Source organism: Enterobacter sp. MGH119, from assembly GCF_001037675.1.
GTDB lineage: Bacteria > Pseudomonadota > Gammaproteobacteria > Enterobacterales > Enterobacteriaceae > Enterobacter > Enterobacter hormaechei_C.
In genome coordinates, this window is record NZ_KQ089933.1 from 245,295 (window position 1) to 271,490 (window position 26,196).

General features: G+C 55.1%; 17 protein-coding genes, 2 tRNA genes and 3 rRNA genes. 5 read left to right on the plus strand and 17 right to left on the minus strand.

Annotated features, from left to right (window positions below):
* Window positions 1-5: 5 nt before the first annotated feature.
* From bcsA to bcsR, 3 genes are read right to left on the minus strand one after another with little or no spacing between them, the layout of a single operon-like run.
* Window positions 6-2,621 (minus strand): UDP-forming cellulose synthase catalytic subunit, encoded by a 2,616-nt coding sequence (bcsA, locus tag SK53_RS19845; RefSeq protein ID WP_022652015.1) that lies wholly within the window; start codon window positions 2,619-2,621, stop codon window positions 6-8.
* Window positions 2,618-3,370 carry a cellulose biosynthesis protein BcsQ gene (bcsQ, locus tag SK53_RS19850; RefSeq protein ID WP_003861177.1) on the minus strand — a complete coding sequence of 251 codons (753 nt, stop codon included), beginning with the start codon at window positions 3,368-3,370 and terminating at the stop codon, window positions 2,618-2,620. Before bcsQ ends, bcsA begins: the two co-directional genes overlap by 4 nt.
* Window positions 3,371-3,381: 11 nt before the next feature.
* A complete protein-coding gene (bcsR, locus tag SK53_RS19855; protein ID WP_003861175.1) occupies window positions 3,382-3,570 on the minus strand; it encodes a cellulose biosynthesis protein BcsR in 189 nt (62 codons plus the stop codon).
* A gap of 174 nt (window positions 3,571-3,744) precedes the next feature.
* On the opposite strand from bcsR, the gene bcsE reads away from it, so the two are divergent.
* From bcsE to bcsG, 3 genes are read left to right on the plus strand one after another with little or no spacing between them, the layout of a single operon-like run.
* Entirely contained in the window at window positions 3,745-5,307 is a 1,563-nt protein-coding gene (gene bcsE, locus SK53_RS19860; protein WP_022652017.1) for a cellulose biosynthesis c-di-GMP-binding protein BcsE, read from the plus strand.
* Entirely contained in the window at window positions 5,304-5,498 is a 195-nt protein-coding gene (gene bcsF / locus SK53_RS19865) for a cellulose biosynthesis protein BcsF (protein WP_003861172.1), read from the plus strand. Before bcsE ends, bcsF begins: the two co-directional genes overlap by 4 nt.
* A complete protein-coding gene (bcsG, locus tag SK53_RS19870; protein WP_048209916.1) occupies window positions 5,491-7,173 on the plus strand; it encodes a cellulose biosynthesis protein BcsG in 1,683 nt (560 codons plus the stop codon). The genes bcsF and bcsG overlap by 8 nt, the downstream gene beginning before the upstream one ends.
* Window positions 7,174-7,205: 32 nt before the next feature.
* Here the strand turns inward: bcsG and birA are convergent, their stop codons facing one another.
* From birA to pepQ, 11 genes are all read right to left on the minus strand, one after another.
* The gene (gene birA / locus SK53_RS19875) at window positions 7,206-8,168 is read right to left on the minus strand and encodes a bifunctional biotin--[acetyl-CoA-carboxylase] ligase/biotin operon repressor BirA (RefSeq protein WP_048209917.1); all 963 of its coding nucleotides are present in this window, start codon (window positions 8,166-8,168) and stop codon (window positions 7,206-7,208) included.
* A complete protein-coding gene (murB, locus tag SK53_RS19880; RefSeq protein WP_003861168.1) occupies window positions 8,165-9,193 on the minus strand; it encodes a UDP-N-acetylmuramate dehydrogenase in 1,029 nt (342 codons plus the stop codon). The genes birA and murB overlap by 4 nt, the downstream gene beginning before the upstream one ends.
* Window positions 9,194-9,327: 134 nt before the next feature.
* Window positions 9,328-9,443: ribosomal RNA gene (rrf, locus tag SK53_RS19885) — 5S ribosomal RNA — on the minus strand.
* 188 nt (window positions 9,444-9,631) lie between these two features.
* Window positions 9,632-12,536: ribosomal RNA gene (locus SK53_RS19890) — 23S ribosomal RNA — on the minus strand.
* A 170-nt stretch (window positions 12,537-12,706) separates the two neighbouring features.
* Window positions 12,707-12,782 (minus strand) — tRNA-Ala (locus SK53_RS19895).
* Window positions 12,783-12,887: 105 nt separating this feature from the next.
* Window positions 12,888-12,964: transfer RNA gene (locus SK53_RS19900), tRNA-Ile, on the minus strand.
* A gap of 70 nt (window positions 12,965-13,034) precedes the next feature.
* Window positions 13,035-14,576, minus strand: a 16S ribosomal RNA gene (locus SK53_RS19905).
* Together the 16S, 23S and 5S rRNA genes with 2 tRNA genes alongside form the textbook arrangement of a ribosomal RNA operon.
* 358 nt (window positions 14,577-14,934) lie before the next feature.
* Window positions 14,935-15,477 carry a menaquinone-dependent protoporphyrinogen IX dehydrogenase gene (gene hemG / locus SK53_RS19910; RefSeq protein ID WP_003860122.1) on the minus strand — a complete coding sequence of 181 codons (543 nt, stop codon included), beginning with the start codon at window positions 15,475-15,477 and terminating at the stop codon, window positions 14,935-14,937.
* 10 nt (window positions 15,478-15,487) lie between these two features.
* Window positions 15,488-16,939: a Trk system potassium transporter TrkH gene (gene trkH, locus SK53_RS19915; RefSeq protein WP_045895516.1), complete on the minus strand. Its 1,452-nt coding sequence runs from the start codon at window positions 16,937-16,939 to the stop codon at window positions 15,488-15,490.
* Window positions 16,940-16,980: 41 nt separating this feature from the next.
* Window positions 16,981-17,595: an IMPACT family protein gene (locus SK53_RS19920; protein WP_023323863.1), complete on the minus strand. Its 615-nt coding sequence runs from the start codon at window positions 17,593-17,595 to the stop codon at window positions 16,981-16,983.
* A complete protein-coding gene (gene pepQ / locus SK53_RS19925; RefSeq protein ID WP_003860124.1) occupies window positions 17,595-18,926 on the minus strand; it encodes a Xaa-Pro dipeptidase in 1,332 nt (443 codons plus the stop codon). Before pepQ ends, SK53_RS19920 begins: the two co-directional genes overlap by 1 nt.
* Before the next feature lie 190 nt (window positions 18,927-19,116).
* On the opposite strand from pepQ, the gene fadB reads away from it, so the two are divergent.
* Both fadB and fadA read left to right on the plus strand, forming a co-directional pair.
* Window positions 19,117-21,306, plus strand: coding sequence for a fatty acid oxidation complex subunit alpha FadB (gene fadB, locus SK53_RS19930; protein ID WP_048209918.1), 2,190 nt, complete (start codon window positions 19,117-19,119; stop codon window positions 21,304-21,306).
* Between the two features lie 9 nt (window positions 21,307-21,315).
* Window positions 21,316-22,479 carry an acetyl-CoA C-acyltransferase FadA gene (fadA, locus tag SK53_RS19935; protein WP_000416981.1) on the plus strand — a complete coding sequence of 388 codons (1,164 nt, stop codon included), beginning with the start codon at window positions 21,316-21,318 and terminating at the stop codon, window positions 22,477-22,479.
* A gap of 202 nt (window positions 22,480-22,681) precedes the next feature.
* Here fadA and glyS read toward each other — a convergent pair whose 3' ends face one another.
* The 3 genes from glyS to SK53_RS19950 form a co-directional block, all read right to left on the minus strand.
* The gene (gene glyS / locus SK53_RS19940; protein ID WP_022652021.1) at window positions 22,682-24,751 is read right to left on the minus strand and encodes a glycine--tRNA ligase subunit beta; all 2,070 of its coding nucleotides are present in this window, start codon (window positions 24,749-24,751) and stop codon (window positions 22,682-22,684) included.
* Between the two features lie 9 nt (window positions 24,752-24,760).
* The gene (gene glyQ / locus SK53_RS19945) at window positions 24,761-25,672 is read right to left on the minus strand and encodes a glycine--tRNA ligase subunit alpha (RefSeq protein WP_003860141.1); all 912 of its coding nucleotides are present in this window, start codon (window positions 25,670-25,672) and stop codon (window positions 24,761-24,763) included.
* 160 nt (window positions 25,673-25,832) lie between these two features.
* Complete coding sequence (locus SK53_RS19950; RefSeq protein ID WP_017693801.1) at window positions 25,833-26,138, minus strand: YsaB family lipoprotein; 306 nt, start codon at window positions 26,136-26,138, stop codon at window positions 25,833-25,835.
* Window positions 26,139-26,196 lie beyond the last annotated feature (58 nt).

Below are 26,196 nucleotides of genomic sequence, written 5' to 3' on the forward strand. Positions count from 1 at the left end.
TATCATCATTGTTGAGCCATAACCGGGTCCGCCTGCTTCGCTTCATCTCGCTCAGGTCGACGCGGAATGAACGACACGACCCAGGAAACCAGTGAAGTAAGTGACCGGAAAATTAATTTCACCGACGACGGGGCAAATTCTGCAAGGTGACGATAGCCACGGAACCCCAGCTTAAGAATATCCAGCAGGCTTTCCAGAGGCTTATCCTCAGGGAAGCTGTCCTGCCAGAGAGCCCACGTATCCGCGCGGGCAAACGTACACTGCACAAAATCAATGTGTTGTTTTTTGGTCAGCGGCATCAGTTGCAGACCCACTTCATTTCCTCTCACACGCACCACCTGCGTCGGGAAGACATACTCCTGCTGGCCGCGCTTAAGCAGTAGGTTGACCTTCTGCCCCTCCAGCACCTTCGCCTGACCGTTGATCTTGATACCCAGACCGCCATCCGAAAAGTCATGTACGGTACAGGAGAAGAGATGTCCATCGTCGCGGGCAATGGCCGCTGGCATGCTGATTTCGACGCGATGCGCGCGGCGAACCTGCTTGCTCTCCACCGATACCGCCACCGCGCCACCGAGGATAATCAGGTTATAAAACACCCACGCCATACTCACGAAGACCGTCAGAATTTCGTTTTCCGGGCCGTAGAAGTAGCGCCAGATCCCAACAATCACGCCCACAATATTCAGCAGCACCAGGAAGATATAGGGCCGGGAGATCACCCAGTCGACATACTCCTCTTCCACCAGCCCGCCCTTCGCGGTGACGTTGAATTTCCCTTTATGCGGGTTAATCAGCGCCACCATGGTTGGCGGCGCGATGTACCAGGCCAGCACCGTTTCGTAAATTTCACTCCAGAAGGAGTGCCGATATTTCCCCTGAATCTTCGAGTTCGTCAGGCTGGCGTGGATCATGTGCGGCAGAACGAACAGGGCAATCATCAGCGCAGGCGCATAGATGATGTAAGCGTGAAGGAGCAGGAACGCCAGCGGCGCTGTGAGAAAGATAAGCCGTGGAATACCCGACAGGAAGTGGAACATGGCGTTGACGTAGCACAGCCGTTGCGCCAGCTTCAGCCCTTTACCCATCAGCGGGTTATCGAGCCTGAAAATTTGCACCATGCCGCGGGCCCAGCGAATACGCTGGCCGATGTGCGCCGACAGGGATTCCGTGGCCAGCCCCGCCGCCTGAGGAATACGCATGTAGGCCGAGGTATAGCCAAGACGGTGCAGACGCAGCGAGGTGTGCGCATCTTCCGTGACCGTCTCGACGGCGATCCCGCCAATTTCATCCAGCGGTTTCCGGCGGATCACCGCACAGGAGCCGCAGAAGAACGTGGCGTCCCACATGTCGTTCCCGTCCTGCACCAGGCCATAGAACAGCGTGCCCTCGTTCGGGGTCTTACGAAAACGACCGAGGTTACGTTCAAACGGGTCCGGTGAGAAGAAGTGGTGCGGCGTCTGCATCATCGCAAGCTCTTTCTCCTTCAGGAACCAGCCCATGGTCATTTGCAGGAACGAGCGCGTTGGCACGTGGTCGCAGTCGAAAATAGAGACGAACTCCCCTTTGGCATATTTCAGCGCATTATTGATGTTACCGGCTTTCGCGTGTTCATGCGTGGTACGGGCGATGTACTCTACCCCCACTTCGTCCGCGAACTGGCGGAACTCGGCGCGGCCACCGTCATCGAGGATCCAGATTTTGATTTTATCCTTCGGCCAGTCGATACCCAGCGCGGCGTAAATGGTGTTTTTTACCACCGACAGGTCTTCGTTGTAGGTCGGCACGAAGAGGTCCACCGTAGGCCACTGGGTCGTGTCTTTTGGCAGCGGCACCGGCTGTCGATTCAGCGGCCAGATAACCTGGAAGTAACCCAGCACCAGCACGATCCAGGCGTAAGTCTCAGCAAACAGCAGCACTAAGCCGCACACCAGGCTGACCGGATCGTCCCAGTTCAGCGTTGAGGTATATCGCCACCAGATGTAGCGGCAGGAAACGGTCAGCGATAGCACAATCAGCATCAGGGCAGAAAAACGCCCTGGTATGCGCCGCACCAGCAGCGCCACGCCCCACAGCAGGATCAGGAAGGTGAACTGCGCCAGCGGGTTGAAGGGCTGGGTAATACAGACCAGCGCAAGAATCAGCGAGAACACCACAACCACGCCGAGAATAAAACGCCGCAAGCCCGGGTGTAGGTGCCCGAGCTCTTTTTGGTTATCTAAATGACCCGTTTTGTCGCCCACCCGGTCGGGTAGCCGGTCAAGCCACTGGTGGTAGTGTTCACGCAGGTTCTGCACACGATCGAAGCTGCGCCAGCGGGACGTTTTTTTCTCCGCGCCCGTTGAGGTCGTCAGTAGCCAGATGGACTGAATAGCGTAGCGCGCGGGATCCAGCGGACGCGGCTTGTCAGGGTTGATATGCGGATAGAGTTCACCGTGGCGCGCGCGAATGCGTTGCCAGCGGGGATGCTCGAGGGGGATGAACATCCACGCCAGAATCATCCATAAACAGCCCAGCGCTGCGCTCAGCGACGAGGCGCCGTGATGACGGTAATGGCGGTAGCGTTCACTTAAGCGCGAACTGACCGGCGGAATGAGCAGCCAGTTAGTCAGGCGGCTCATACTGAACTCCCGGCAGGCTCCGGCCGTTTAGCAAAGTGCAGCAGACACCAGTTGGCCAGCGTCAGGATCTCTTCCGCCGCCAGTGAATCGCTACGGTACTCCCCGAGGGGTTGTTTGGACGCGAGGCACTCCGCCATCGCTTCGTCACGATGGATCACCATCGGCAACAGGCGGCGCTGACTCTGGAGCCAGACCTGGTAGAGATCGTCCTGGATCTGGCTGCCAATGCGCAGATCGTTGATCAGAATATGGGCATTGGCAGGCATCGGCTGCTGATGCAGACGGATATGACAATTCGCATCTACGTTCGCGATGGAGAGCACATGGTCGCACTGCGCCAGCAGCTGGCGGGTCAACGACGCGGCACCGTGCGGCAGGTCCAGCAGGATCCACTGGTAGTGCCCGCTCTCTTTCAGGCTCTGCAATGCGGTGATGAAGCGAGAGAACAGGCGCTGGTACGCGGCTTCATTCCCGCGCTCGGTTTCGGTCAATTGACCAAAGGGAAGCAAATCGAGCTGGGAGGTATAACGCAAACCCGCATCCCGCCAGTCTTTATCGTCCAGAAGCGCACGTCCCCAGCCGTTTGCATGCGTAAAGTCGACATTGAATGACATGCGCAGCAAATTATCGGAACAGGCATCAATGACCAGTACCGATTCACCTAATACCTGCAATGACCACGCCAGCGCCGCGGTAACGGAAGTTGTACCCACCCCACCACGGACGCCCTGTAATCCTAGTACAGCCATCAATGGCTTCCTTATTGTTGTTGGGCAAACTCAGCTAATAACGGCCAACGTTTAATAGCCGCCGCCAACTGTTCCCGCTGGGAAATATCGGTGTAATCTATTTCAGGCAAAGAAAAAGCCTGCGTGAGTGCCAAAAAATCGTTCTGGAATGTGTAACCCAGACTTGAGTCGACTGGGGTTGCGGGTTCGTTATTTTGCATTCTTTTTTCATCCCTTTGAGTAAAATCATAAGATTCAGATGCAGCGAGGCGTCCTGCCCACTAAATTTCATTTACATGCTAAATCTGATGTTCTTTAATTTCAATGTTAGGTTTATTTCTACGCTTTCGCTAGTAAACTGAGAGACATAGAAATTCGACGAAAAGAGGGACACCGTGGACTCCATATTTTCTATTGGCATCCAGTCATTATGGGACGAATTGCGCCACATGCCAGTCGGAGGAGTCTGGTGGGTTAATACGGATCGTAATGAAGATGCCATCAGTCTGGTAAACCAGACGATAGCGGCGCAGGGGAAGGATTCCCGCGTGGCCATAATTACGATGGGCGAAGAGCCGAAGTCAATCATCAGGCTCGACAGTGACCGTGGACCCCAGACAGTACGATTATTTTCCATGCCTGCGGAGGCTGACAGTCTATACTTTTTACCCCGCGATATTCAGTGTTCTATTGTTCCTGAACACTATTTACTGATTCTAAAATGCTCTAATAACGGCCTGCAAAATATCCCCTCTGAAAAACTGCTGAAATGGCTGGAAAGAATCAACAGATGGGCAAAAAATCAAAATTGCACCTTATTGGTTGTTAACCCAGGCAGTAATAATGACAAGCTTTTTTCACTTTTAATGAGTGAATACCGTTCTCTCTATGGCCTGGCCAGTATTCGTGTCCAGACCGACAGCCATCTTTACGACGTGGCTTTCTGGTGCAATGAAAAAGGGGTGAGCTCCCGACAACAACTTACCCTCAAACATGTCGGGGATGAGTGGCATCTTGCTCAACAGGAAGAGACGGTAGTTCAGCCACGCAGTGATGAAAAACGCGTTCTGAGCCATATTGCGGTACTGGAAGGTGCGCCTGCACTGTCTGAGCACTGGTCACTGTTCGATACCAATGAAGCCTTATTTGATGAGGCGCGCACCACGCAGGCGGCGACCATTATTTTCTCGTTGATCCAGAATAACCAAATCGAAACGCTGGCAAGGCACATTCACACATTACGTCGCCAGCGCGGCAGCGCGTTAAAAATTGTGGTGCGTGAAAATAATACCAGCCTGCGCGCCACCGATGAGCGCTTATTACTGGGCTGCGGCGCGAATATGGTCATCCCGTGGAATGCTCCCCTGTCGCGCTGTCTGACGCTGATCGAAAGCATCCAGGGCCAGCAGTTTAATCGACATGTTCCGGAAGATATCAGCACCCTGCTTTCAATGACGCAGCCGATGAAACTGCGCGGCTACCAGAAATGGGACACCTTCTGCGATGCGGTGGGCAACATGATGAGCAATACGCTGTTACCGGCAGACGGAAAAGGGGTGATGGTTGCCCTGCGCCCCGTGCCGGGTATTCGCGTTGAGCAGGCGCTTACTCTGTGCCGCCCTAACCGTATCGGGGATATCATGACCATTGGCGATAACCGCCTGGTGCTGTTCCTCTCCTTCTGCCGGGTGAACGATCTGGATACGGCGCTTAACCATATCTTCCCGCTTCCTACCGGGGATATCTTCTCGAACCGCATGGTCTGGTTTGAAGATAATTTGATCAGCGCTGAGCTTGTCCAGATGCGTGCCCTGGCTCCTGAAAAGTGGGCGAAACCGTTGCCTGTGACAAGCGGTGCCAAACCGGTTCTGAACGCGAAACATGACGGGCATGTCTGGCGTCGGGTACCTGAGCCGCTACGCTTACTGGATGAGAACAAGGAGAGCGCGCCATTATGAATATCAGCGATATCATCCAACTGGTTGTTCTGTGCGCGCTGATTTTTTTGCCGCTTGGCTACTATGCACGCCATTCCCTGCGCCGTATTCGCGATACGGTCAGATTACTGTTCGTCAAACCTCGCTATATTAAACCCGCCGGAACACTGAGTCGCGCTCCGAACGTCAAGGCAAACCGAAAACATGACTAATTCTACCTATACCTCTTCGGCGCCATCGCCACTCTGGCAATACTGGCGCGGCCTGTCCGGCTGGAATTTCTACTTTCTGGTGAAGTTTGGTCTGCTGTGGGCAGGCTATCTTAATTTCCACCCTCTGCTTAACCTGGTGTTTATGGCATTCCTGCTGATGCCAATCCCGAACCTCAGGCTGCACCGTATACGTCACTGGGTCGCTATCCCCATCGGTTTCGCCCTGTTCTGGCATGATACCTGGCTGCCCGGCCCTGAAAGCATCATGAGCCAGGGCTCCCAGGTCGCAGGTTTCAGTGCGGACTATATGCTCGATCTGGTTGAGCGCTTTATTAACTGGCAGATGATTGGCGCGGTATTTGTCCTGCTGGTCGCCTGGCTGTTCCTGTCTCAGTGGATCCGGGTGACGGTGTTTGTCGTCGCGATTATGATCTGGCTTAACGTCCTGACGCTGACGGGCCCGAGCTTCTCGCTGTGGCCAGCCGGTCAGCCGACGACAACCGTGACCACCACGGGCGGTTCCGCCGCCGCGACCGTCGCGACAGCAGGGGATACGCCTGTGGTTGGGGATATTCCAGCGCAGACTGCACCGCCGACATCCACGAACCTGAACGCGTGGCTCTCCAGTTTTTACGCTGCGGAAGATAAGCGTCAGACGAAATTCCCGGACGCGCTGCCTGCCGATGCTCAGCCGTTTGAGCTGCTGGTCATTAACATCTGTTCTCTGTCCTGGGCTGACGTTGACGCGGCTGGTTTGATGTCGCACCCGCTGTGGTCGCATTTCGATATTCAGTTCAAGGACTTCAACTCGGCCACGTCGTACAGCGGCCCGGCGGCTATCCGCCTGCTGCGCGCCAGCTGCGGACAGCCTTCGCATAAGAACCTCTACCAGCCGGCAGCTAACCAGTGTTATCTGTTTGATAACCTGGCAAAACTGGGCTTTACCCAGCACCTGATGATGGGTCATAACGGTCAGTTCGGTAACTTCCTGAAAGAAGTACGTGAACAGGGTGGCATGCAGGCCCCGCTGATGGACCAGAAAGGGCTGCCGGTTACGTTGCTGGGCTTTGATGGCTCGCCGGTGTATGACGATACCGCCGTGCTTCAGCGCTGGTTAGATACCGTCGGCAAAGAGGAAGGGACACGTAGTGCGACGTTCTATAACACGCTGCCGCTGCACGACGGGAACCATTATCCCGGCGTGAGTAAAACGGCCGATTATAAGGCCCGTGCGCAGAAGTTCTTTGACGAGCTGAACGCGTTCTTCAACGAGCTGGAAAAATCAGGCCGCAAAGTGATGGTGGTGATAGTACCGGAACATGGGGGAGCGTTGAAAGGCGACAGGATGCAGGTGTCTGGTCTGCGCGATATCCCAAGCCCGTCCATCACTAACGTTCCGGCCGGGATTAAGTTCTTTGGCATGAAGGCGCCGCATCAGGGAGCTCCAGTTGAGATCACCCAGCCAAGCAGCTATCTGGCTATCTCGGAACTGGTCGCTCGCGCAGTAGACGGTAAGCTGTTTGTGGAAGATAGCGTGAACTGGGATCAGCTCACCAGCGGGCTGCCGCAGACGGCGGAGGTATCGGAAAACGCCAATGCGGTGGTGATCCAGTATCAGAATAAGCCTTATGTCCGACTGAATGCCGGGGATTGGGTGCCGTATCCGCAGGGATGAGCTGCTACACCCTCTCCCCTGTGGGGAGAGGGTTACTCTGCACTTCGTAACGAAATTTCACCGCCCACCCAGGGCTTAATCACACCATCCTGTTCAAGAAGCAACGCACCCTGCGCGTCAATGCCGCGTGATGTGCCGTAAATCTCTTTATCCCCAATCAGCAGCTTCACCGGTCGGTTAATAAAGTTATCCAGCTTTTCCCAGCGGGACAGGAATGGCGCTAACCCCTCCTGTTCAAAGAGCGTCAGCGAACTACGCAACTCATTGATCATGCGGACGGTAAGCGTATTGCGATCGATGGTGATCCCCGCTTCCTGTAGGTTGGTCCAGGCCTGGTTCACGACATCGTTCTGCACGTTTCGCATCACCATGTTCAGCCCCGCTCCAATAACGATCTGTGCGGCATCGCCTGTTTTTCCCGTCAGTTCGACCAGGATCCCCGCCAGCTTCCGATCGTTGAGATACAGATCGTTGGGCCATTTTACCCGCACCTGATCGGCACCCAGATCGTGCAGCACCTCTGCCATCACAATGCCGATGACCAGGCTCAGCCCGATGGCCGCAGCTGGCCCCTGTTCAAGCCTCCAGTACATGGAAAGGTAGAGGTTGGCGCCAAATGGTGAGAACCACTTACGCCCCCGGCGGCCACGTCCTGCCTGTTGGTACTCGGCAACGCAGGCATCACCGGATTTCAGCTCGCTCAGGCGATCCAGCAGATACTGGTTCGTCGAATCAATGACCGGCAATACCGCGACGTTACCGTGCCCAATCTGGCTGCGGATGATCTCTTCATTCAGTAACTGGATCGGTTCCGGCAGGCTGTAGCCTTTTCCCGGCACCGTAAACACATCCACGCCCCAGTCGCGGAGCGTTTGAATATGTTTATTGATGGCAGCGCGGCTCATGCCCAGCTGTTCGCCCAGCTGCTCGCCAGAATGAAACTCGCCATCAGCAAGGATACCGATGAGAGTTAACGGAATAGTATTGTCCTTCACGCAATGGTCTCCACGGCATTCACTTCGCCCGTTCGGCCAATAAAGCGAACTTCAGGCTCCAGCCAGACGTTGAATTTTTCGCCCACGCGCTGACGAACATGGTGCGCCAGGTTGACGACATCCTCACTTGTCGCGTTGGACTGGTTGATCAGTACCAGCGCCTGCTGACGATGAACAGCAGCGCCACCAAGAGTAGTACCTTTTAATTCACACTGATCGATAAGCCAGCCTGCGGCCAGCTTCACGCTGCCATCCGCCTGAGGATAATGCGGGGCCGTTGGCCAGCCAGCGAGAAATGCTTTTGCATTTTCGCTGCTGATCACCGGGTTTTTGAAGAAACTGCCCGCATTTCCGTTGACTTTCGGGTCCGGGAGCTTGGTCATGCGCATGTGGCATACGGAATCAAATACCTCACGCGGTGTGACGGTAGCCGGGTCAAGACGGGTCAGATCGCCGTAAGTCAGAACGGGTTTCCAGGCTTTCTCCAGGCGCAGACCAACGGCCACAATGACGAAACGATCCTGATAATCGTGCTTGAAAATGCTGTCGCGATAACCAAAGCGGCACTGCTCTGCGGTCAGGCGCTTCGCCGTTCCGGTCGCGAGTTCGATGCAATCGACATATTCGCAGACGTGTTTCAGTTCGATGCCGTAGGCACCGATGTTTTGAATAGGAGATGATCCTGCACAGCCCGGGATCAGGGCCAGGTTTTCCAGTCCGGGCATCCCTTTTTCAAGGGTATATTGCACCAGATGGTGCCAGTTCTCGCCAGCACCCACGTGTAAATGCCAGCTGTCAGCGCTCTCTTTACACTCAATCCCCATGATGCGATTGACGATTACCGTCCCCGCAAAATCATCGAGAAACAGGACATTACTTCCTTCGCCCAGAATAAGTACGGGTTCACCGTTTCCTGTTGCGTTTTGCCATGCATTCAGCAACTGCTGAGCACTTTCGGCACGTACAATTTGATTAGCATTCCGTTGAATACCAAAGGTATTCCAGGGCTTAAGGGAGTGATTCATAGACGCTATCCTGATGCAAAAACCGGGATAGTTTACCGTATATATGGGGGGATAGGTGATTTGTTTATGGAAAGGAAGCAGGTGTAGAAACGCAAAAAGGCCATCCTTGCGGATGGCCTCTTCACTTGTTTGATGCCTGGCAGTTCCCTACTCTCACATGGGGAGACCCCACACTACCATCGGCGCTACGGCGTTTCACTTCTGAGTTCGGCATGGGGTCAGGTGGGACCACCGCGCTAAAGCCGCCAGGCAAATTCTTGTGCTCTGTCCTGTGTCTTTCGCACTGATACTGCGTTGGCTGCTCTCGTAAAGTCAGTCACATACCTCAGTATGCTCCTTCCTTTCCTTCGTTTGCCGCCTTGTCTCAGCGCAAAATCCTTCGGACTCTGAATCTAAGCTGAAAATTCTGTCTCTTCGCCAAAACAGCTTCGGCGTTGTAAGGTTAAGCCTCACGGTTCATTAGTATCGGTTAGCTCAACGCATCGCTGCGCTTACACACCCGACCTATCAACGTCGTCGTCTTCAACGTTCCTTCAGGAGACTTAAGGTCTCAGGGAGAACTCATCTCGGGGCAAGTTTCGTGCTTAGATGCTTTCAGCACTTATCTCTTCCGCATTTAGCTACCGGGCAGTGCCATTGGCATGACAACCCGAACACCAGTGATGCGTCCACTCCGGTCCTCTCGTACTAGGAGCAGCCCCCCTCAATTCTCCAGCGCCCACGGCAGATAGGGACCGAACTGTCTCACGACGTTCTAAACCCAGCTCGCGTACCACTTTAAATGGCGAACAGCCATACCCTTGGGACCTACTTCAGCCCCAGGATGTGATGAGCCGACATCGAGGTGCCAAACACCGCCGTCGATATGAACTCTTGGGCGGTATCAGCCTGTTATCCCCGGAGTACCTTTTATCCGTTGAGCGATGGCCCTTCCATTCAGAACCACCGGATCACTATGACCTGCTTTCGCACCTGCTCGCGCCGTCACGCTCGCAGTCAAGCTGGCTTATGCCATTGCACTAACCTCCTGATGTCCGACCAGGATTAGCCAACCTTCGTGCTCCTCCGTTACTCTTTGGGAGGAGACCGCCCCAGTCAAACTACCCACCAGACACTGTCCGCAACCCGGATCACGGGTCTACGTTAGAACACCAGCCATTAAAGGGTGGTATTTCAAGGACGGCTCCACGCAGACTGGCGTCCACGCTTCAAAGCCTCCCACCTATCCTACACATCAAGGACCAGTGTTCAGTGTCAAGCTATAGTAAAGGTTCACGGGGTCTTTCCGTCTTGCCGCGGGTACACTGCATCTTCACAGCGAGTTCAATTTCACTGAGTCTCGGGTGGAGACAGCCTGGCCATCATTACGCCATTCGTGCAGGTCGGAACTTACCCGACAAGGAATTTCGCTACCTTAGGACCGTTATAGTTACGGCCGCCGTTTACCGGGGCTTCGATCAAGAGCTTCGCGTTGCCGCTAACCCCATCAATTAACCTTCCGGCACCGGGCAGGCGTCACACCGTATACGTCCACTTTCGTGTTTGCACAGTGCTGTGTTTTTAATAAACAGTTGCAGCCAGCTGGTATCTTCGACTGATTTCAGCTCCGTCCGCAGGGGCTTCACCTACATATCAGCGTGCCTTCTCCCGAAGTTACGGCACCATTTTGCCTAGTTCCTTCACCCGAGTTCTCTCAAGCGCCTTGGTATTCTCTACCTGACCACCTGTGTCGGTTTGGGGTACGATTTCGTGTTACCTGATGCTTAGAGGCTTTTCCTGGAAGCAGGGCATTTATCACTTCAGCACCGTAGTGCCTCGTCATCACACCTCAGCGTTAATAAGGTACCGGATTTACCTGGAACCTCCGCCTACATGCTTAAACCGGGACAACCGTCGCCCGGCTGACATAGCCTTCTCCGTCCCCCCTTCGCAGTAACACCAAGTACAGGAATATTAACCTGTTTCCCATCGACTACGCCTTTCGGCCTCGCCTTAGGGGTCGACTCACCCTGCCCCGATTAACGTTGGACAGGAACCCTTGGTCTTCCGGCGAGCGGGCTTTTCACCCGCTTTATCGTTACTTATGTCAGCATTCGCACTTCTGATACCTCCAGCATGCCTCACAGCACACCTTCAACGGCTTACAGAACGCTCCCCTACCCAACAACACATAAGTGTCGCTGCCGCAGCTTCGGTGCATGGTTTAGCCCCGTTACATCTTCCGCGCAGGCCGACTCGACCAGTGAGCTATTACGCTTTCTTTAAATGATGGCTGCTTCTAAGCCAACATCCTGGCTGTCTGTGCCTTCCCACATCGTTTCCCACTTAACCATGACTTTGGGACCTTAGCTGGCGGTCTGGGTTGTTTCCCTCTTCACGACGGACGTTAGCACCCGCCGTGTGTCTCCCGTGATAACATTCTTCGGTATTCGTAGTTTGCATCGGGTTGGTAAGCCGGGATGGCCCCCTAGCCGAAACAGTGCTCTACCCCCGAAGATGAGTTCACGAGGCGCTACCTAAATAGCTTTCGGGGAGAACCAGCTATCTCCCGGTTTGATTGGCCTTTCACCCCCAGCCACAGGTCATCCGCTAATTTTTCAACATTAGTCGGTTCGGTCCTCCAGTTAGTGTTACCCAACCTTCAACCTGCCCATGGCTAGATCACCGGGTTTCGGGTCTATACCCTGCAACTTAACGCCCAGTTAAGACTCGGTTTCCCTTCGGCTCCCCTATACGGTTAACCTTGCTACAGAATATAAGTCGCTGACCCATTATACAAAAGGTACGCAGTCACACCCGAAGGTGCTCCCACTGCTTGTACGTACACGGTTTCAGGTTCTTTTTCACTCCCCTCGCCGGGGTTCTTTTCGCCTTTCCCTCACGGTACTGGTTCACTATCGGTCAGTCAGGAGTATTTAGCCTTGGAGGATGGTCCCCCCATATTCAGACAGGATACCACGTGTCCCGCCCTACTCTTCGAGTTCACAGCATGTGTGTTTTCGTGTACGGGACTATCACCCTGTACCGTCGGACTTTCCAGACCGTTCCACTAACACACAAGCTGATTCAGACTCCGGGCTGCTCCCCGTTCGCTCGCCGCTACTGGGGGAATCTCGGTTGATTTCTTTTCCTCGGGGTACTTAGATGTTTCAGTTCCCCCGGTTCGCCTCGTTAACCTATGTATTCAGTTAACGATAGTGCAACGAATTGCACTGGGTTTCCCCATTCGGACATCGACGGGTCAAAGGTTCATATCACCTCGCCGTCGCTTTTCGCAGATTAGCACGTCCTTCATCGCCTCTGACTGCCAGGGCATCCACCGTGTACGCTTAGTCGCTTAACCTCACAACCCGAAGATGTTTCACTTCTGATTGCGAAAATTTGAGAGACTCGAACACACATGAGCTGTGTGTCGTTTCAATTTTCAGCTTGATCCAGATTTTTAAAGAGCAAAACTTCGCAGTGCACCTTTTCAGGTTCACTCTGAAGTTTTCTTGTGTTCGCAGTAAAAGATGGTGGAGCTATGCGGGATCGAACCGCAGACCTCCTGCGTGCAAGGCAGGCGCTCTCCCAGCTGAGCTATAGCCCCATCGTAGTCACCTCTGTACCGGTAATTTTTGTTGAGGCAAGGCGTGGTGACACGAAGCATACTCAGGTATGTGAGTGTCGCCGCAACGCAGCATCAGCAAAAATTTGGTAGGCCTGAGTGGACTTGAACCACCGACCTCACCCTTATCAGGGGTGCGCTCTAACCACCTGAGCTACAAGCCTGTAGAGGTTTTTTACTGCTGTTTTTCATCAGACAATCTGTGTGAGCACTGCAAAGGCAGGTTCTTTAAGGTAAGGAGGTGATCCAACCGCAGGTTCCCCTACGGTTACCTTGTTACGACTTCACCCCAGTCATGAATCACAAAGTGGTAAGCGCCCTCCCGAAGGTTAAGCTACCTACTTCTTTTGCAACCCACTCCCATGGTGTGACGGGCGGTGTGTACAAGGCCCGGGAACGTATTCACCGTGGCATTCTGATCCACGATTACTAGCGATTCCGACTTCATGGAGTCGAGTTGCAGACTCCAATCCGGACTACGACGCACTTTATGAGGTCCGCTTGCTCTCGCGAGGTCGCTTCTCTTTGTATGCGCCATTGTAGCACGTGTGTAGCCCTACTCGTAAGGGCCATGATGACTTGACGTCATCCCCACCTTCCTCCAGTTTATCACTGGCAGTCTCCTTTGAGTTCCCGGCCTAACCGCTGGCAACAAAGGATAAGGGTTGCGCTCGTTGCGGGACTTAACCCAACATTTCACAACACGAGCTGACGACAGCCATGCAGCACCTGTCTCAGAGTTCCCGAAGGCACCAATGCATCTCTGGTAAGTTCTCTGGATGTCAAGAGTAGGTAAGGTTCTTCGCGTTGCATCGAATTAAACCACATGCTCCACCGCTTGTGCGGGCCCCCGTCAATTCATTTGAGTTTTAACCTTGCGGCCGTACTCCCCAGGCGGTCGACTTAACGCGTTAGCTCCGGAAGCCACGCCTCAAGGGCACAACCTCCAAGTCGACATCGTTTACGGCGTGGACTACCAGGGTATCTAATCCTGTTTGCTCCCCACGCTTTCGCACCTGAGCGTCAGTCTTTGTCCAGGGGGCCGCCTTCGCCACCGGTATTCCTCCAGATCTCTACGCATTTCACCGCTACACCTGGAATTCTACCCCCCTCTACAAGACTCTAGCCTGCCAGTTTCGAATGCAGTTCCCAGGTTGAGCCCGGGGATTTCACATCCGACTTGACAGACCGCCTGCGTGCGCTTTACGCCCAGTAATTCCGATTAACGCTTGCACCCTCCGTATTACCGCGGCTGCTGGCACGGAGTTAGCCGGTGCTTCTTCTGCGGGTAACGTCAATCGCTGTGGTTATTAACCACAACGCCTTCCTCCCCGCTGAAAGTACTTTACAACCCGAAGGCCTTCTTCATACACGCGGCATGGCTGCATCAGGCTTGCGCCCATTGTGCAATATTCCCCACTGCTGCCTCCCGTAGGAGTCTGGACCGTGTCTCAGTTCCAGTGTGGCTGGTCATCCTCTCAGACCAGCTAGGGATCGTCGCCTAGGTGAGCCGTTACCCCACCTACTAGCTAATCCCATCTGGGCACATCCGATGGCAAGAGGCCTGAAGGTCCCCCTCTTTGGTCTTGCGACGTTATGCGGTATTAGCTACCGTTTCCAGTAGTTATCCCCCTCCATCAGGCAGTTTCCCAGACATTACTCACCCGTCCGCCACTCGTCAGCAAAGCAGCAAGCTGCTTCCTGTTACCGTTCGACTTGCATGTGTTAGGCCTGCCGCCAGCGTTCAATCTGAGCCATGATCAAACTCTTCAATTTAAAAGTTTGATGCTCAATGAATTAAACTTCGTAATGAATTACGTGTTCACTCGTTGAGACTTGGTATTCATTTATCGTCCGAGGACGTTAAGAATCCATGTCACTTTGAGTGCCCACACAGATTGTCTGATAAATTGTTAAAGAGCAGTGCCGCTTCGTTTTCGCTGCGGCGCGGGGTGTGCATATTACGCTTTCCCGCTTCAGAGTCAAGCGTTTGTTTTGCTTTTCTCTGCTGACCCGGCGGCTTGCGTGCCGTTGTTCCGTGTCAGTGGAGGCGCATTATAGGGAGTTCTTCTGAAGTGACAAGCACTAAATACAAAAAACTTTTCGTTCGCTCATTTTTCAAACTCAACGCTTATTAAACCCGCGCATCGTCCGTTAAATGCGCAATTTCACGGGCAAAACTGGCGACCTGAGCCCAGTCGGTATAAACCACTTCTTTACGCGTATCCGTTTCCCCGCCCGTCATTTTCATGATCAGGCGGATCATAAAGCGGTCGTACCAGCGGTAACGCGGGTAACGCAGCGCGCCAGCAAAGACAGAACAGATATCGGGCTGCCATGGCGAACTCAGCAAAAACTTACGCGTATAGCTGTTAGTCTGCGGCGTACGCTTCTCTGCTTTACGGGCAACCAGGTTGACCGAGTAAAACGCGCCAGGCAGCTGAGCGAGTTCCGCCGTATGCTTTTTCACAAAGCGATCCAGCGCCGGATGGAAATGGCCGTAACGAATTGAAGCGCCAATGACCACGCGGTCGTAATCCTGCCAGGCAATCTGCTCTGTGCGATTCAGGTTCACCACATCAGAATAAATGCCCAGCTCTTTGAGTTCAGAAGCCAGATATGAAGCAATCTCACGCGTTTGTCCGTCACGCGTTGAGAAAAGAATTAACGTTTTCACCAATGTCTCCTTACTCACGCCAGAATGTTGGGGTAAACAGCACCAGCAGCGTAAAGACCTCAAGACGCCCAAACAGCATATTGGCGATTAAGATCCACTTCGCCACCGGGTTCATACTGGCGAAGTTATCCGCCACGACGCCCAGCCCCGGCCCCAGGTTGTTTAACGTTGCCACCACAGAGGCGAAGGCAGAGAAATCATCCACGCCCGTGGCGATAATCGCCAGCATACTGACAATAAAGACCAGTGCATAAGCGGAGAAGAATCCCCACACCGCTTCGAGGATGCGTTCCGGCAGCGCGCGGTTCCCCAGCTTAATACTGTAAACCGCATTCGGGTGGACCAGACGTTTCAGCTCACGGTTCCCCTGCTTGAACAGCAGCAGAATACGGATCACCTTCAGACCGCCGCCCGTTGACCCGGCACAGCCGCCGATAAACGCAGAGCACAACAGCAGCACCGGCAGGAACAGCGGCCAACGCGCAATACTGTCCGTGGTGAAACCGGCGGTTGTTGCCATCGATACCACCTGGAAGAAGGCCTGGTTCAGGGTCGTGACCGCCGAGTTATAGACATCGTGGAACCACAGTACCAGGGTACAGATGATCACCAGAGTCAGCTGGACGCCAATAAACATCCGGAATTCCGGGTCGCGCCAGTACACCTTCAGGTTCCGTCCGCTAAGCAACGAGAAGTGTAGACCGTAGTTACAGCCTGAGATCAGCAAAAAGATGGCAATGATGGTATTGATTGTCGGGCTGTCGAAGTAGCCGACGCTGGCATCGTGGGTGGAGAACCCGCCGATAGCAATAGTCGCAAAGCTGTGCCCGATGGCATCAAACGCAGGCATCCCGGCAAACCACAGCGCCAGCGCGCAGGCCACCGTCAGCAGGACATAGATAAGCCACAGGGTTTTCGCCGTCTCCGCAATACGCGGGCGCATTTTGTTATCTTTCAGCGGGCCGGGCATCTCCGCCCGGTAAAGCTGCATCCCCCCGACGCCCAGAATCGGCAGGATAGCCACCGCCAGGACAATGATCCCCATACCGCCGAACCACTGAAGCATCTGCCGGTAAAAGAGAATCGCATGCGGGAGCGAATCCAGCCCCACAAGCGTGGTGGCCCCGGTGGTCGTTAATCCGGAGAACGATTCAAAAAACGCATCCGTGACGGTGAGATTCGGTTGTTCGGAGAAGATAAACGGCAGCGCACCCACGCTTCCCAGTACCGTCCAGAACAGGACCACAATCAGAAACCCCTCCCGGGATTTCAGTTCACCTTTCTCACGGCGGTTTGGCCACCACAGCAGGGAGCCAATCGTCAGCGCGACAAAAAAGGTTTGCGTAAATGCACGCCCCGCGCCGTCCCGGTAGATGAGCGCCACCAGTCCGGGAATGATCATTGTCCCGGAGAAAAGTATGACCAGCAATCCAACGATTCGGGTAATGGCACGAAAATGCATCTCTGCCGCTTCCTTAGGTATTCAAAATTGTGAGGTGGGGATTATTCTTCAATCGGCAGTAATTGCAATGAACCGCGACTAAAATCAGCGAGTTTTGCTGAAAAAGCAGCCAGTTCCGCCTGAGGAAGCGCCACGCGTAATTGCACCATTGCCTGATAATCACTCTGTGCGATGACACCGTTAAACTGTTTAAGCAGTGCTTCGATACCCGATAGCTGGGCGTAATCGCATAACAAAGTATATTCCGTAAGTGGCGTTTTGCGGGTTGTTATCAGAAGATTAAGCGCCTGCTGGACACCACCTCCGTAGGCTTTGACCAGCCCTCCGGTGCCTAACAAAATGCCCCCGTAGTAGCGGACCACGACGGCGGTGATTTCACCCACGCCGCTGCCCATCAACTGGGAGAGCATCGGTTTTCCGGCCGTACCCGCCGGTTCACCGTCGTCAGAAAACCCGAGCTGCTGTGAGTCGTCTGGCGGCCCTGCGACCCACGCCACACAGTGATGGCGGGCATCCGGGTGCTGCGCGCGGACGGACTCGACGAACGCCTTCGCCGCCTCCACGCCGTCGGTATGCGCCAACAGCGTGATAAAGCGGCTTTTTTTGATTTCCTCAACAAAGGTGACCGGCTCGGCCGGTATCAGCCAGCTTTCCATCAGGCCAGCTTCAAATCTCGCGTCATGTTCTCAATGCTGTTCTCGTGAATAACCACGTTATCCTCGATACGAATGCCGCCATAAGGCTTCAGCGCTTCAATTTTCTCCCAGTTGAAGTGCTTGCTGAATTGCCCTTCGCGCCACGGCGCCAGCAGGGATTCAATAAAGTAGATGCCCGGCTCGATGGTCAATACCATACGCGGCGCCAGAACGCGGGTGCAGCGCAGATAAGGATATTTAGACGGTGCCGCCAGGTGCGTGCCGGTATCATCCTGCATAAAGCCCGCGACGTCATGAACCTGCAAACCCAGCGGGTGGCCGATACCATGCGGCATAAATGGCCCGGTCAAATCGTTCTCAACCATCGCCTCTTCGCTCATGTCTTTGATAATCTGATGCTTACGCAGCAGTTTAGCAATGCGCTGATGGAACTGGATGTGATAATCCACGTAGCTGGTTCCGGCCTTCATGGTGCCAATCAGCGCCAGCTGTTCGTCGTTCACGTCTTTAATCAATTGCGCAAAATCGGTATCCGCATTCGCCGCCCAGGTACGGGTCAGGTCTGCCGCATAACCATTGTACTCAGCCCCCGCGTCCAGCAGGAAGCTACGCATCTCAGCCGGAACCTGATGATCCAGTTTGGTGTAGTGCAGAACCGAGGCATGTTCATTCAGCGCCACGATGTTGCTGTACGGCACGTCGGTATCGCGGTGGCCGGTCGCCGTCAGGTAAGCCTGATTGATATCGAACTCGCTCATACCGGACTGGAACGCTTCGTGCGCCGCACGGTGGCCATTCACCGCCGTTTTTTGCGCTTCACGCATGCAGTAAAGTTCGTAGTCGGTCTTGTAGGCGCGATAGTAGTGCAGATAATCCAGCACGCCTTTCGGGTTGAGTTTATCTGCCGGAATATCCAGACCCAGCGCGCGCTCAGGAACCGGACCAATGTAGCCGATGTTGCCGCGCGCCGCTGGCAGCTGGCTGCCTATGCCGTCTGCTTTTGGCAGCGCAATCACGTCAATTTCTTCGGTCCAGAATGAGGTCGGCAGCGGCTCCACGTTGTGCCAGTAATCGACCGGCAGGTAGAACCACAGTTTCGGCTTGTTCACGCCATCCACCAGCAGCCAGCAATTTGGAACCTGCGTGACAGGCACCCAGGCTTTAAACTGCGGGTTAACCTTGAAGGGATAAGCATGGTCATCAAGAAAAGTATTCATCAGCTCGCCGGAGTGGATCAGCAGGGCATCCAGCTTGAAGCGGGCCAGTACATCGCGGGTACGTTCCTGTAGGGTAACGATATGATTTTTATAAAGCGAAGCCAGTGAGTCCATCATTCTTCCTTTCGTTTTTTTGACCTCAAGTCATCGCATCTTAGCACACCTCACTCCGGCTGCGTGATTTCCACCGACCGTGATCAGCGCAGCAATTTCTTAATGACTAATTTGCATTTTATTAACATAAATTCCACACTCCGTTTCATCTGGTATGACCAGATCCAATTGCTGGATTCAGGAGACCGACATGCTCTACAAAGGCGACACCCTGTACGTAGACTGGCTGGAAGATGGCATTGCCGAACTGGTGTTCGATGCCCCCGGCTCAGTGAATAAGCTTGATACCGCGACGGTGGCCAGTCTTGGCCAGGCGCTGGATGTACTTGAAAAGCAATCAGATTTAAAAGGGCTGCTGCTGCGCTCCAACAAAGCGGCCTTTATCGTTGGCGCGGATATCACCGAATTCCTGTCGCTGTTCCTGGTGCCCGAAGAACAGCTGAGCCAGTGGCTGCACTTCGCGAACAGCGTCTTTAATCGTCTGGAAGATCTGCCTGTCCCGACCCTTTCTGCCGTCAACGGTTACGCGCTGGGCGGCGGCTGCGAATGCGTGTTAGCCACTGATTACCGTCTGGCGACCCCGGACCTGCGTATCGGCCTGCCGGAAACCAAGCTGGGCATCATGCCGGGCTTTGGCGGCTCCGTCCGTATGCCGCGCATGCTGGGCGCCGACAGCGCGCTGGAGATCATTGCCGCGGGTAAAGACGTCGGCGCAGAACAGGCGCAGAAAATTGGCCTGGTCGACGGCGTTGTAAAACCTGAGAAGCTTGTTGAAGGCGCACTCGCCATTCTGCGTCAGGCCATTAACGGCGACCTCGACTGGAAAGCCAAACGTCAGCCGAAGCTGGAGCCGTTAAAGCTCAGCAAGATTGAAGCCACCATGAGCTTCACTATCGCCAAAGGCATGGTGATGCAGACGGCGGGTAAACACTACCCGGCGCCGATCACGGCGGTGAAAACCATTGAAGCGGCAGCCCGTCTGGGCCGTGATGACGCCCTGAAGCTGGAAAACCAGAGCTTTGTCCCGCTGGCGCACACCAACGAAGCCCGCGCGCTGGTTGGTATCTTCCTTAACGATCAGTTTGTGAAGGGCAAAGCCAAACAACTCACCAAAAACGTTGAAACGCCAAAACACGCGGCGGTACTCGGCGCGGGCATTATGGGGGGCGGCATCGCCTACCAGTCTGCCTGGAAAGGCGTGCCGGTGGTGATGAAGGACATCAACGAGAAATCCCTGACGCTGGGCATGACCGAAGCGGCCAAGCTGCTGAATAAACAGCTTGAGCGCGGCAAAATTGATGGTCTGAAGCTTGCAGGCGTGATCTCCACCATCCAGCCAGTGCTGGAATACAGCGGTTTCGACCGTGTGGACGTGGTGGTTGAAGCGGTCGTCGAGAACCCGAAAGTGAAAAAAGCGGTGCTGGCCGAAACCGAAGACAAGGTGCGTCCGGAAACCGTGCTGGCCTCTAACACCTCCACCATTCCTATCAGCGAACTGGCGAGCGTGCTGAAGCGTCCGGAAAACTTCTGCGGGATGCACTTCTTTAACCCGGTGCACCGCATGCCGCTGGTCGAAGTGATCCGTGGGGAGAAAACCTCCGACGAAACCATCGCCAAAGTGGTGGCGTGGGCGAGCAAGATGGGCAAAACGCCGATCGTCGTTAACGACTGCCCGGGCTTCTTCGTTAACCGCGTGTTGTTCCCTTACTTCGCCGGCTTCAGCCAGCTGCTGCGCGACGGCGCAGACTTCCGCAAAATCGATAAAGTGATGGAAAAACAGTTCGGCTGGCCGATGGGCCCGGCGTATCTGCTGGACGTTGTCGGCATCGATACTGCCCATCACGCTCAGGCGGTGATGGCGGCGGGCTTCCCGCAGCGCATGCAGAAAGACTATCGCGACGCCATTGACGCCCTGTTCGACGCCAACCGCTTTGGTCAGAAAAACGGTCTGGGCTTCTGGCGCTATAAAGAAGACAGCAAAGGCAAACCGAAAAAAGAAGAAGATGCGACGGTGGATGGCCTGCTGGCCGACGTCAGTCAGCCGAAACGCGACTTCACTGACGACGAGATCATCGCCCGGATGATGATCCCGATGATCAACGAAGTGGTGCGCTGCCTCGAAGAAGGCATTATCGCCAGCCCGGCAGAAGCGGATATGGCGCTGGTGTACGGCCTCGGCTTCCCTCCGTTCCACGGCGGCGCGTTCCGCTGGCTGGATACGCTCGGCAGCGCTCGCTATCTCGATATGGCTCAGCAGTACCAGCACCTCGGCCCGCTTTATGAGGTGCCGGAAGGTCTGCGTAACAAAGCGCGTCATAACGAACCCTACTACCCAGCAGTTGAGCCAGCCCGTCCGGTTGGCGCGCTGAAAACGGCTTAAGGAGTCACAATGGAAAAGGTTGTCATTGTTGATGCGATTCGCACCCCGATGGGCCGTTCAAAAGGCGGTGCGTTCCGTAACGTGCGCGCGGAAGACCTCTCCGCGCACCTGATGCGTAGCCTGCTGGCGCGTAACCCGGCGCTGGACCCTGCTGCGCTGGACGATATCTACTGGGGCTGCGTCCAGCAGACGCTGGAGCAGGGCTTCAACATTGCCCGTAACGCGTCCCTGCTGGCGGAGATCCCGCACTCGGTTCCGGCCGTCACCGTCAACCGTCTTTGCGGTTCGTCGATGCAGGCGCTGCACGACGCGGCGCGGATGATCATGACCGGCGATGCGCAGGCCTGTCTGGTGGGCGGCGTGGAGCATATGGGCCACGTGCCGATGAGCCACGGGGTCGATTTCCATCCAGGTATGAGCCGCAACGTGGCGAAAGCCGCCGGTATGATGGGCCTGACCGCCGAGATGCTCTCCCGTCTGCACGGCATCAGCCGTGAGATGCAGGATGCCTTTGCCGCTCGCTCGCATGCCCGCGCCTGGGCCGCCACGCAGTCTGGTGCCTTTAAGAATGAGATCATCCCGACCGGCGGTCACGACGCAGACGGCGTACTGAAGCAGTTCAGCTATGACGAAGTCATCCGCCCGGAAACCACCGTTGAAGCGCTTTCCACCCTGCGTCCGGCGTTTGATCCGGTCACCGGTACGGTAACGGCGGGCACCTCGTCTGCCCTGTCCGACGGTGCCGCCGCGATGCTGGTGATGAGCGAAAGCCGCGCCCGCGAATTAGGCCTGACGCCACGCGCCCGCGTGCGTTCGATGGCAGTCGTGGGCTGCGATCCATCCATCATGGGCTACGGCCCGGTTCCGGCGTCAAAACTGGCGCTGAAAAAAGCGGGGCTGAGCGCAAGTGATATCGACCTCTTTGAGATGAACGAAGCGTTCGCCGCGCAGATCCTGCCGTGCATTAAGGATCTGGGGCTGATGGATCAGATCGACGAGAAGATTAACCTCAACGGCGGCGCGATCGCCCTAGGACACCCGCTGGGCTGTTCCGGGGCGCGTATCAGTACCACGCTGATTAACCTGATGGAACGCAAAGATGCCCAGTTTGGTCTGGCAACGATGTGTATCGGGTTGGGTCAGGGGATCGCGACAGTGTTTGAGAGGGTGTAAATTAATTGAGAGAGTGTAAATAAGGAAAAGTATCTCAAAGCCAATGACGTCAGAACAAGGCGGCAAGCGAGCGAATCCCGATGAGCTTACATTAGTAAGTGATTCGGGTGAACGAGCGCAGCCAACGCAGTTATGGCGCCATTGGCGAAGAGAGACAGTTTAGTTGCCGTTCTTCCCGCCTGTCAGGGGCGGGTTTTTTACGTTATTGCAGCAGCGAAATATCCGCCACGCGCAGGAACAGCTCACGCAGTTTCTCAAGCATCGAGAGACGGTTAATCCGCAGCTCTTTATCTTCCACGTTCACCATCACCTTCTCGAAGAAGGCGTCGATGACGTCACGCAGCTCCGCCAGCTCCACCAGCGCTTCCTGGTAGCGACCTTCCGCGAAATACGGCTCCAGCTTGTCGCGCAGCACCACAACCTGCATCGCCAGAGAAATCTCTTCCGGCTCTTTCAGGGTTGCAGCGTTTACGCGATCGTTCAGCGTCTCGTCGGATTTCGCGAGGATGTTGGATACGCGCTTGTTAGCCGCGGCCAGCGCAGACGCCGCTTCCAGCGTACGGAAGTGGGATACCGCTTTCATACGCGCATCGAAATCTGCCGGACGGGTCGGACGACGCGCCAGCACCGCCTGAATGGTATCAACGGAGTAACCTTCGTCCTGATACCACGCGCGGAAACGACCGAGCATAAAGTCGATAACATCATCCACAACCTTCGCGTTGGTCAGCTTATCGCCGTACAGACGTACCGCTTCTTCGGTTAGCGTTTGCAGATCGAGGTTCAGGTTCTTCTCAACGATGATTCGCAGCACGCCCAGCGCAGCACGACGCAGCGCAAACGGGTCTTTGTCGCCTTTTGGATGCTGGCCGATACCGAAGATACCCGCCAGGGTGTCCATCTTATCGGCAATCGCCACGGCGCAGGCAACCGGATTGGACGGCAGATCGTCACCGGCAAAGCGCGGCTGATACTGCTCGTTCAGGGCTACCGCCACGTCTTCCGCTTCGCCATCGTGACGCGCGTAGTGCATACCCATCACGCCCTGGGTGTCGGTAAATTCGAACACCATGTTGGTCATCAGGTCGCACTTGGAGAGCAGGCCCGCACGGGTAGCGTGGTTAACGTCGGCGCCAATTTCACGGGCAATCCAGCCGGACAGCTCCGCGATACGGTCGGTTTTGTCGCGCAGCGTACCCAGCTGCTGCTGGAACAGTACAGTTTGCAGACGCGGCAGGTTATCTTCCAGACGTTTTTTACGGTCTGTGTTGAAGAAGAACTCGGCATCCGCCAGACGCGGACGCACCACTTTCTCGTTACCGGAGATAATCTGGCTCGGATCTTTCGATTCGATGTTCGCCACGAAGATGAAGTTTGGCAGCAGCTTGCCGTCGTTGGCGTAAACCGGGAAGTACTTCTGGTCACCCTTCATGGTGTAAACCAGCGCTTCTGCCGGAACGGCCAGGAATTTCTCTTCGAATTTCGCTGTCAGTACAACCGGCCATTCGACCAGCGAGGTCACCTCTTCCAGCAGGCTGTCGCTCAGGTCAGCGTTTCCGCCAATCTTGCGCGCCGCTTCTTCTGCGTCCGCTTTAATTTTGGCTTTACGCTGTTCGTAGTCGGCAATCACTTTACCGCGTTCCAGCAGGATCTGTGGATACTGGTCGGCATTGTCGATGGTGAACTCCGGCTCGCCCATAAAGCGATGGCCGCGGATCACGCGATCGGACGCCACGCCCAGAATGGTCGCCGGGATAACGGTATCGCCCAGCAGCAGGGTCACGGTGTGAACCGGACGCACAAAGTGAACGTCGGACGCGCCCCAGCGCATCAGCTTAGGGATTGGCAATTTTGCCAGCGAGGTCGCGATCATGTCAGGCAGCAGCGCTTCGGCGCTTTCGCCTTTCACATGGGCACGATACAGCAGCCATTCACCTTTGTCGGTGGTCAGACGCTCGGCCTGATCAACGGTGATGCCGCAGCCGCGCGCCCAGCCTTCTGCCGCTTTGCTCGGCTTGCCTTCCGCGTCGAACGCCTGAGCAATGGCCGGGCCACGTTTTTCAACTTCGCGATCCGGCTGGGACGCCGCCAGGTTTGCCACTTTCAGCGCCAGACGACGCGGCGCAGCAAACCACTCAATTTTACCGTGCGCCAGGCCAGCGTTATCCAGCTCAGCAGTGACGTTCGCAGCAAAAGATTCAGCCAGGCTGCGCAGGGCTTTTGGTGGCAGCTCTTCAGTGCCGATTTCCACCAGGAAAGTTTTCTCAGACATGGCCGCCTCTTATTTGTTTCGGTTGCACATCGGGAAGCCAAGGGCTTCACGGGACGCGTAGTAAGCTTCTGCAACGGCTTTGGTCAGGGTACGAATACGCAGAATGTAGCGCTGACGTTCAGTCACGGAGATCGCTTTGCGGGCATCCAGCAGGTTGAAGCTGTGGGCAGCCTTCAGAATACGCTCGTAGGCAGGCAGCGGCAGCGGAGTCTCCAGCGCCAGCAGCTGCTGGGCTTCTTTCTCGTACTGCTCGAAGCAGGTGAACAGGAAGTCCACGTCCGCGTATTCGAAGTTATAGGTGGATTGCTCCACTTCGTTCTGATGGAACACGTCGCCGTAGGTGGTTTTACCCAGCGGGCCGTCGCTCCAGACCAGGTCGTAAACGCTGTCTACGCCCTGAATGTACATGGCCAGACGTTCCAGACCATAGGTGATTTCGCCGGTAATCGGTTTACATTCCAGACCACCAACCTGCTGGAAGTATGTGAACTGGGTCACTTCCATGCCGTTCAGCCACACTTCCCAACCCAGACCCCAGGCACCCAGCGTTGGGTTTTCCCAGTTATCTTCCACGAAACGAATGTCGTGAATGGTTGGATCCATACCCAGCTCTTTCAGTGACCCGAGGTACAGTTCCTGAATGTTGTCGGGTGATGGCTTAATCACCACCTGGAACTGATAGTAGTGCTGCAAACGGTTCGGGTTTTCGCCATAACGGCCATCGGTCGGACGACGGGATGGCTGCACATAGGCGGTCGCCATTGGCTCTGGCCCTAACGCGCGCAGGCTGGTCATCGGGTGTGAGGTGCCTGCGCCAACTTCCATGTCCAAAGGTTGAACAATGGTGCAGCCCTGACGAGCCCAGTAATCCTGTAAGGTCAGGATCAGGCCCTGGAAGGTCTTGGTATCAAACTTTTGCATAGTATTTCGTGCTGGATACGTGTGGTTTTAAATGGAAGGGATCAGTATACCCGCTGGCTGCAAGATATACAGTACGAAACGGGGTTGTTTAGGGAAAATTGGGGAATAAGCCCTACAGCCAGAACCTGCGAAGGCTCTGGTTGCTGCTTATACGAGCAATTTAACGCATTGAGAGATGTAAAAACTGGCCGTCTGCATCAAAAGAGCAGACAAAGCCCTCTTTACGCGCCGTATAGCCTTTCAGTTCATAGCTGCCCTGAAAGCGCTCGAAGCCGTTTATATGAATTTTCTGTGCTTCAGAATTATAGCGGTGAGCCGCCTGATCCCTGCACAGCTGTTCCATATTCAGGGAACGCTCCGGGCTCATTTTCCCCTGCTGCGCTTTTTGGACAGGTATCTCCTCAGAAGCACTGCATCCTGTTAATAAGAGCAGCAGAAAGAGTGACACCCCACGCTTCATCATCATTTTTATTACCGCCCTGGTCAGTGGCTGTTATTTTTAGTAGCAACACGTTTATAGATTA

What these genes read in the sequence shown, in the direction of transcription:
- bcsG (WP_048209916.1), top strand. Translation starts at nt 5,491, where the DNA reads ATGACTAATTCTACCTATACCTCTTCGGCGCCATCGCCACTCTGGCAA.
- bcsR (WP_003861175.1), bottom strand. Translation starts at nt 3,570, where the DNA reads ATGCAAAATAACGAACCCGCAACCCCAGTCGACTCAAGTCTGGGTTAC.
- SK53_RS19920 (WP_023323863.1), bottom strand. Translation starts at nt 17,595, where the DNA reads ATGGAAAGCTGGCTGATACCGGCCGAGCCGGTCACCTTTGTTGAGGAA.
- glyQ (WP_003860141.1), bottom strand. Translation starts at nt 25,672, where the DNA reads ATGCAAAAGTTTGATACCAAGACCTTCCAGGGCCTGATCCTGACCTTA.
- bcsA (WP_022652015.1), bottom strand. Translation starts at nt 2,621, where the DNA reads ATGAGCCGCCTGACTAACTGGCTGCTCATTCCGCCGGTCAGTTCGCGC.
- trkH (WP_045895516.1), bottom strand. Translation starts at nt 16,939, where the DNA reads ATGCATTTTCGTGCCATTACCCGAATCGTTGGATTGCTGGTCATACTT.
- bcsF (WP_003861172.1), top strand. Translation starts at nt 5,304, where the DNA reads ATGAATATCAGCGATATCATCCAACTGGTTGTTCTGTGCGCGCTGATT.
- glyS (WP_022652021.1), bottom strand. Translation starts at nt 24,751, where the DNA reads ATGTCTGAGAAAACTTTCCTGGTGGAAATCGGCACTGAAGAGCTGCCA.
- murB (WP_003861168.1), bottom strand. Translation starts at nt 9,193, where the DNA reads ATGAATCACTCCCTTAAGCCCTGGAATACCTTTGGTATTCAACGGAAT.
- fadB (WP_048209918.1), top strand. Translation starts at nt 19,117, where the DNA reads ATGCTCTACAAAGGCGACACCCTGTACGTAGACTGGCTGGAAGATGGC.
- pepQ (WP_003860124.1), bottom strand. Translation starts at nt 18,926, where the DNA reads ATGGACTCACTGGCTTCGCTTTATAAAAATCATATCGTTACCCTACAG.
- fadA (WP_000416981.1), top strand. Translation starts at nt 21,316, where the DNA reads ATGGAAAAGGTTGTCATTGTTGATGCGATTCGCACCCCGATGGGCCGT.
- SK53_RS19950 (WP_017693801.1), bottom strand. Translation starts at nt 26,138, where the DNA reads ATGATGATGAAGCGTGGGGTGTCACTCTTTCTGCTGCTCTTATTAACA.
- bcsQ (WP_003861177.1), bottom strand. Translation starts at nt 3,370, where the DNA reads ATGGCTGTACTAGGATTACAGGGCGTCCGTGGTGGGGTGGGTACAACT.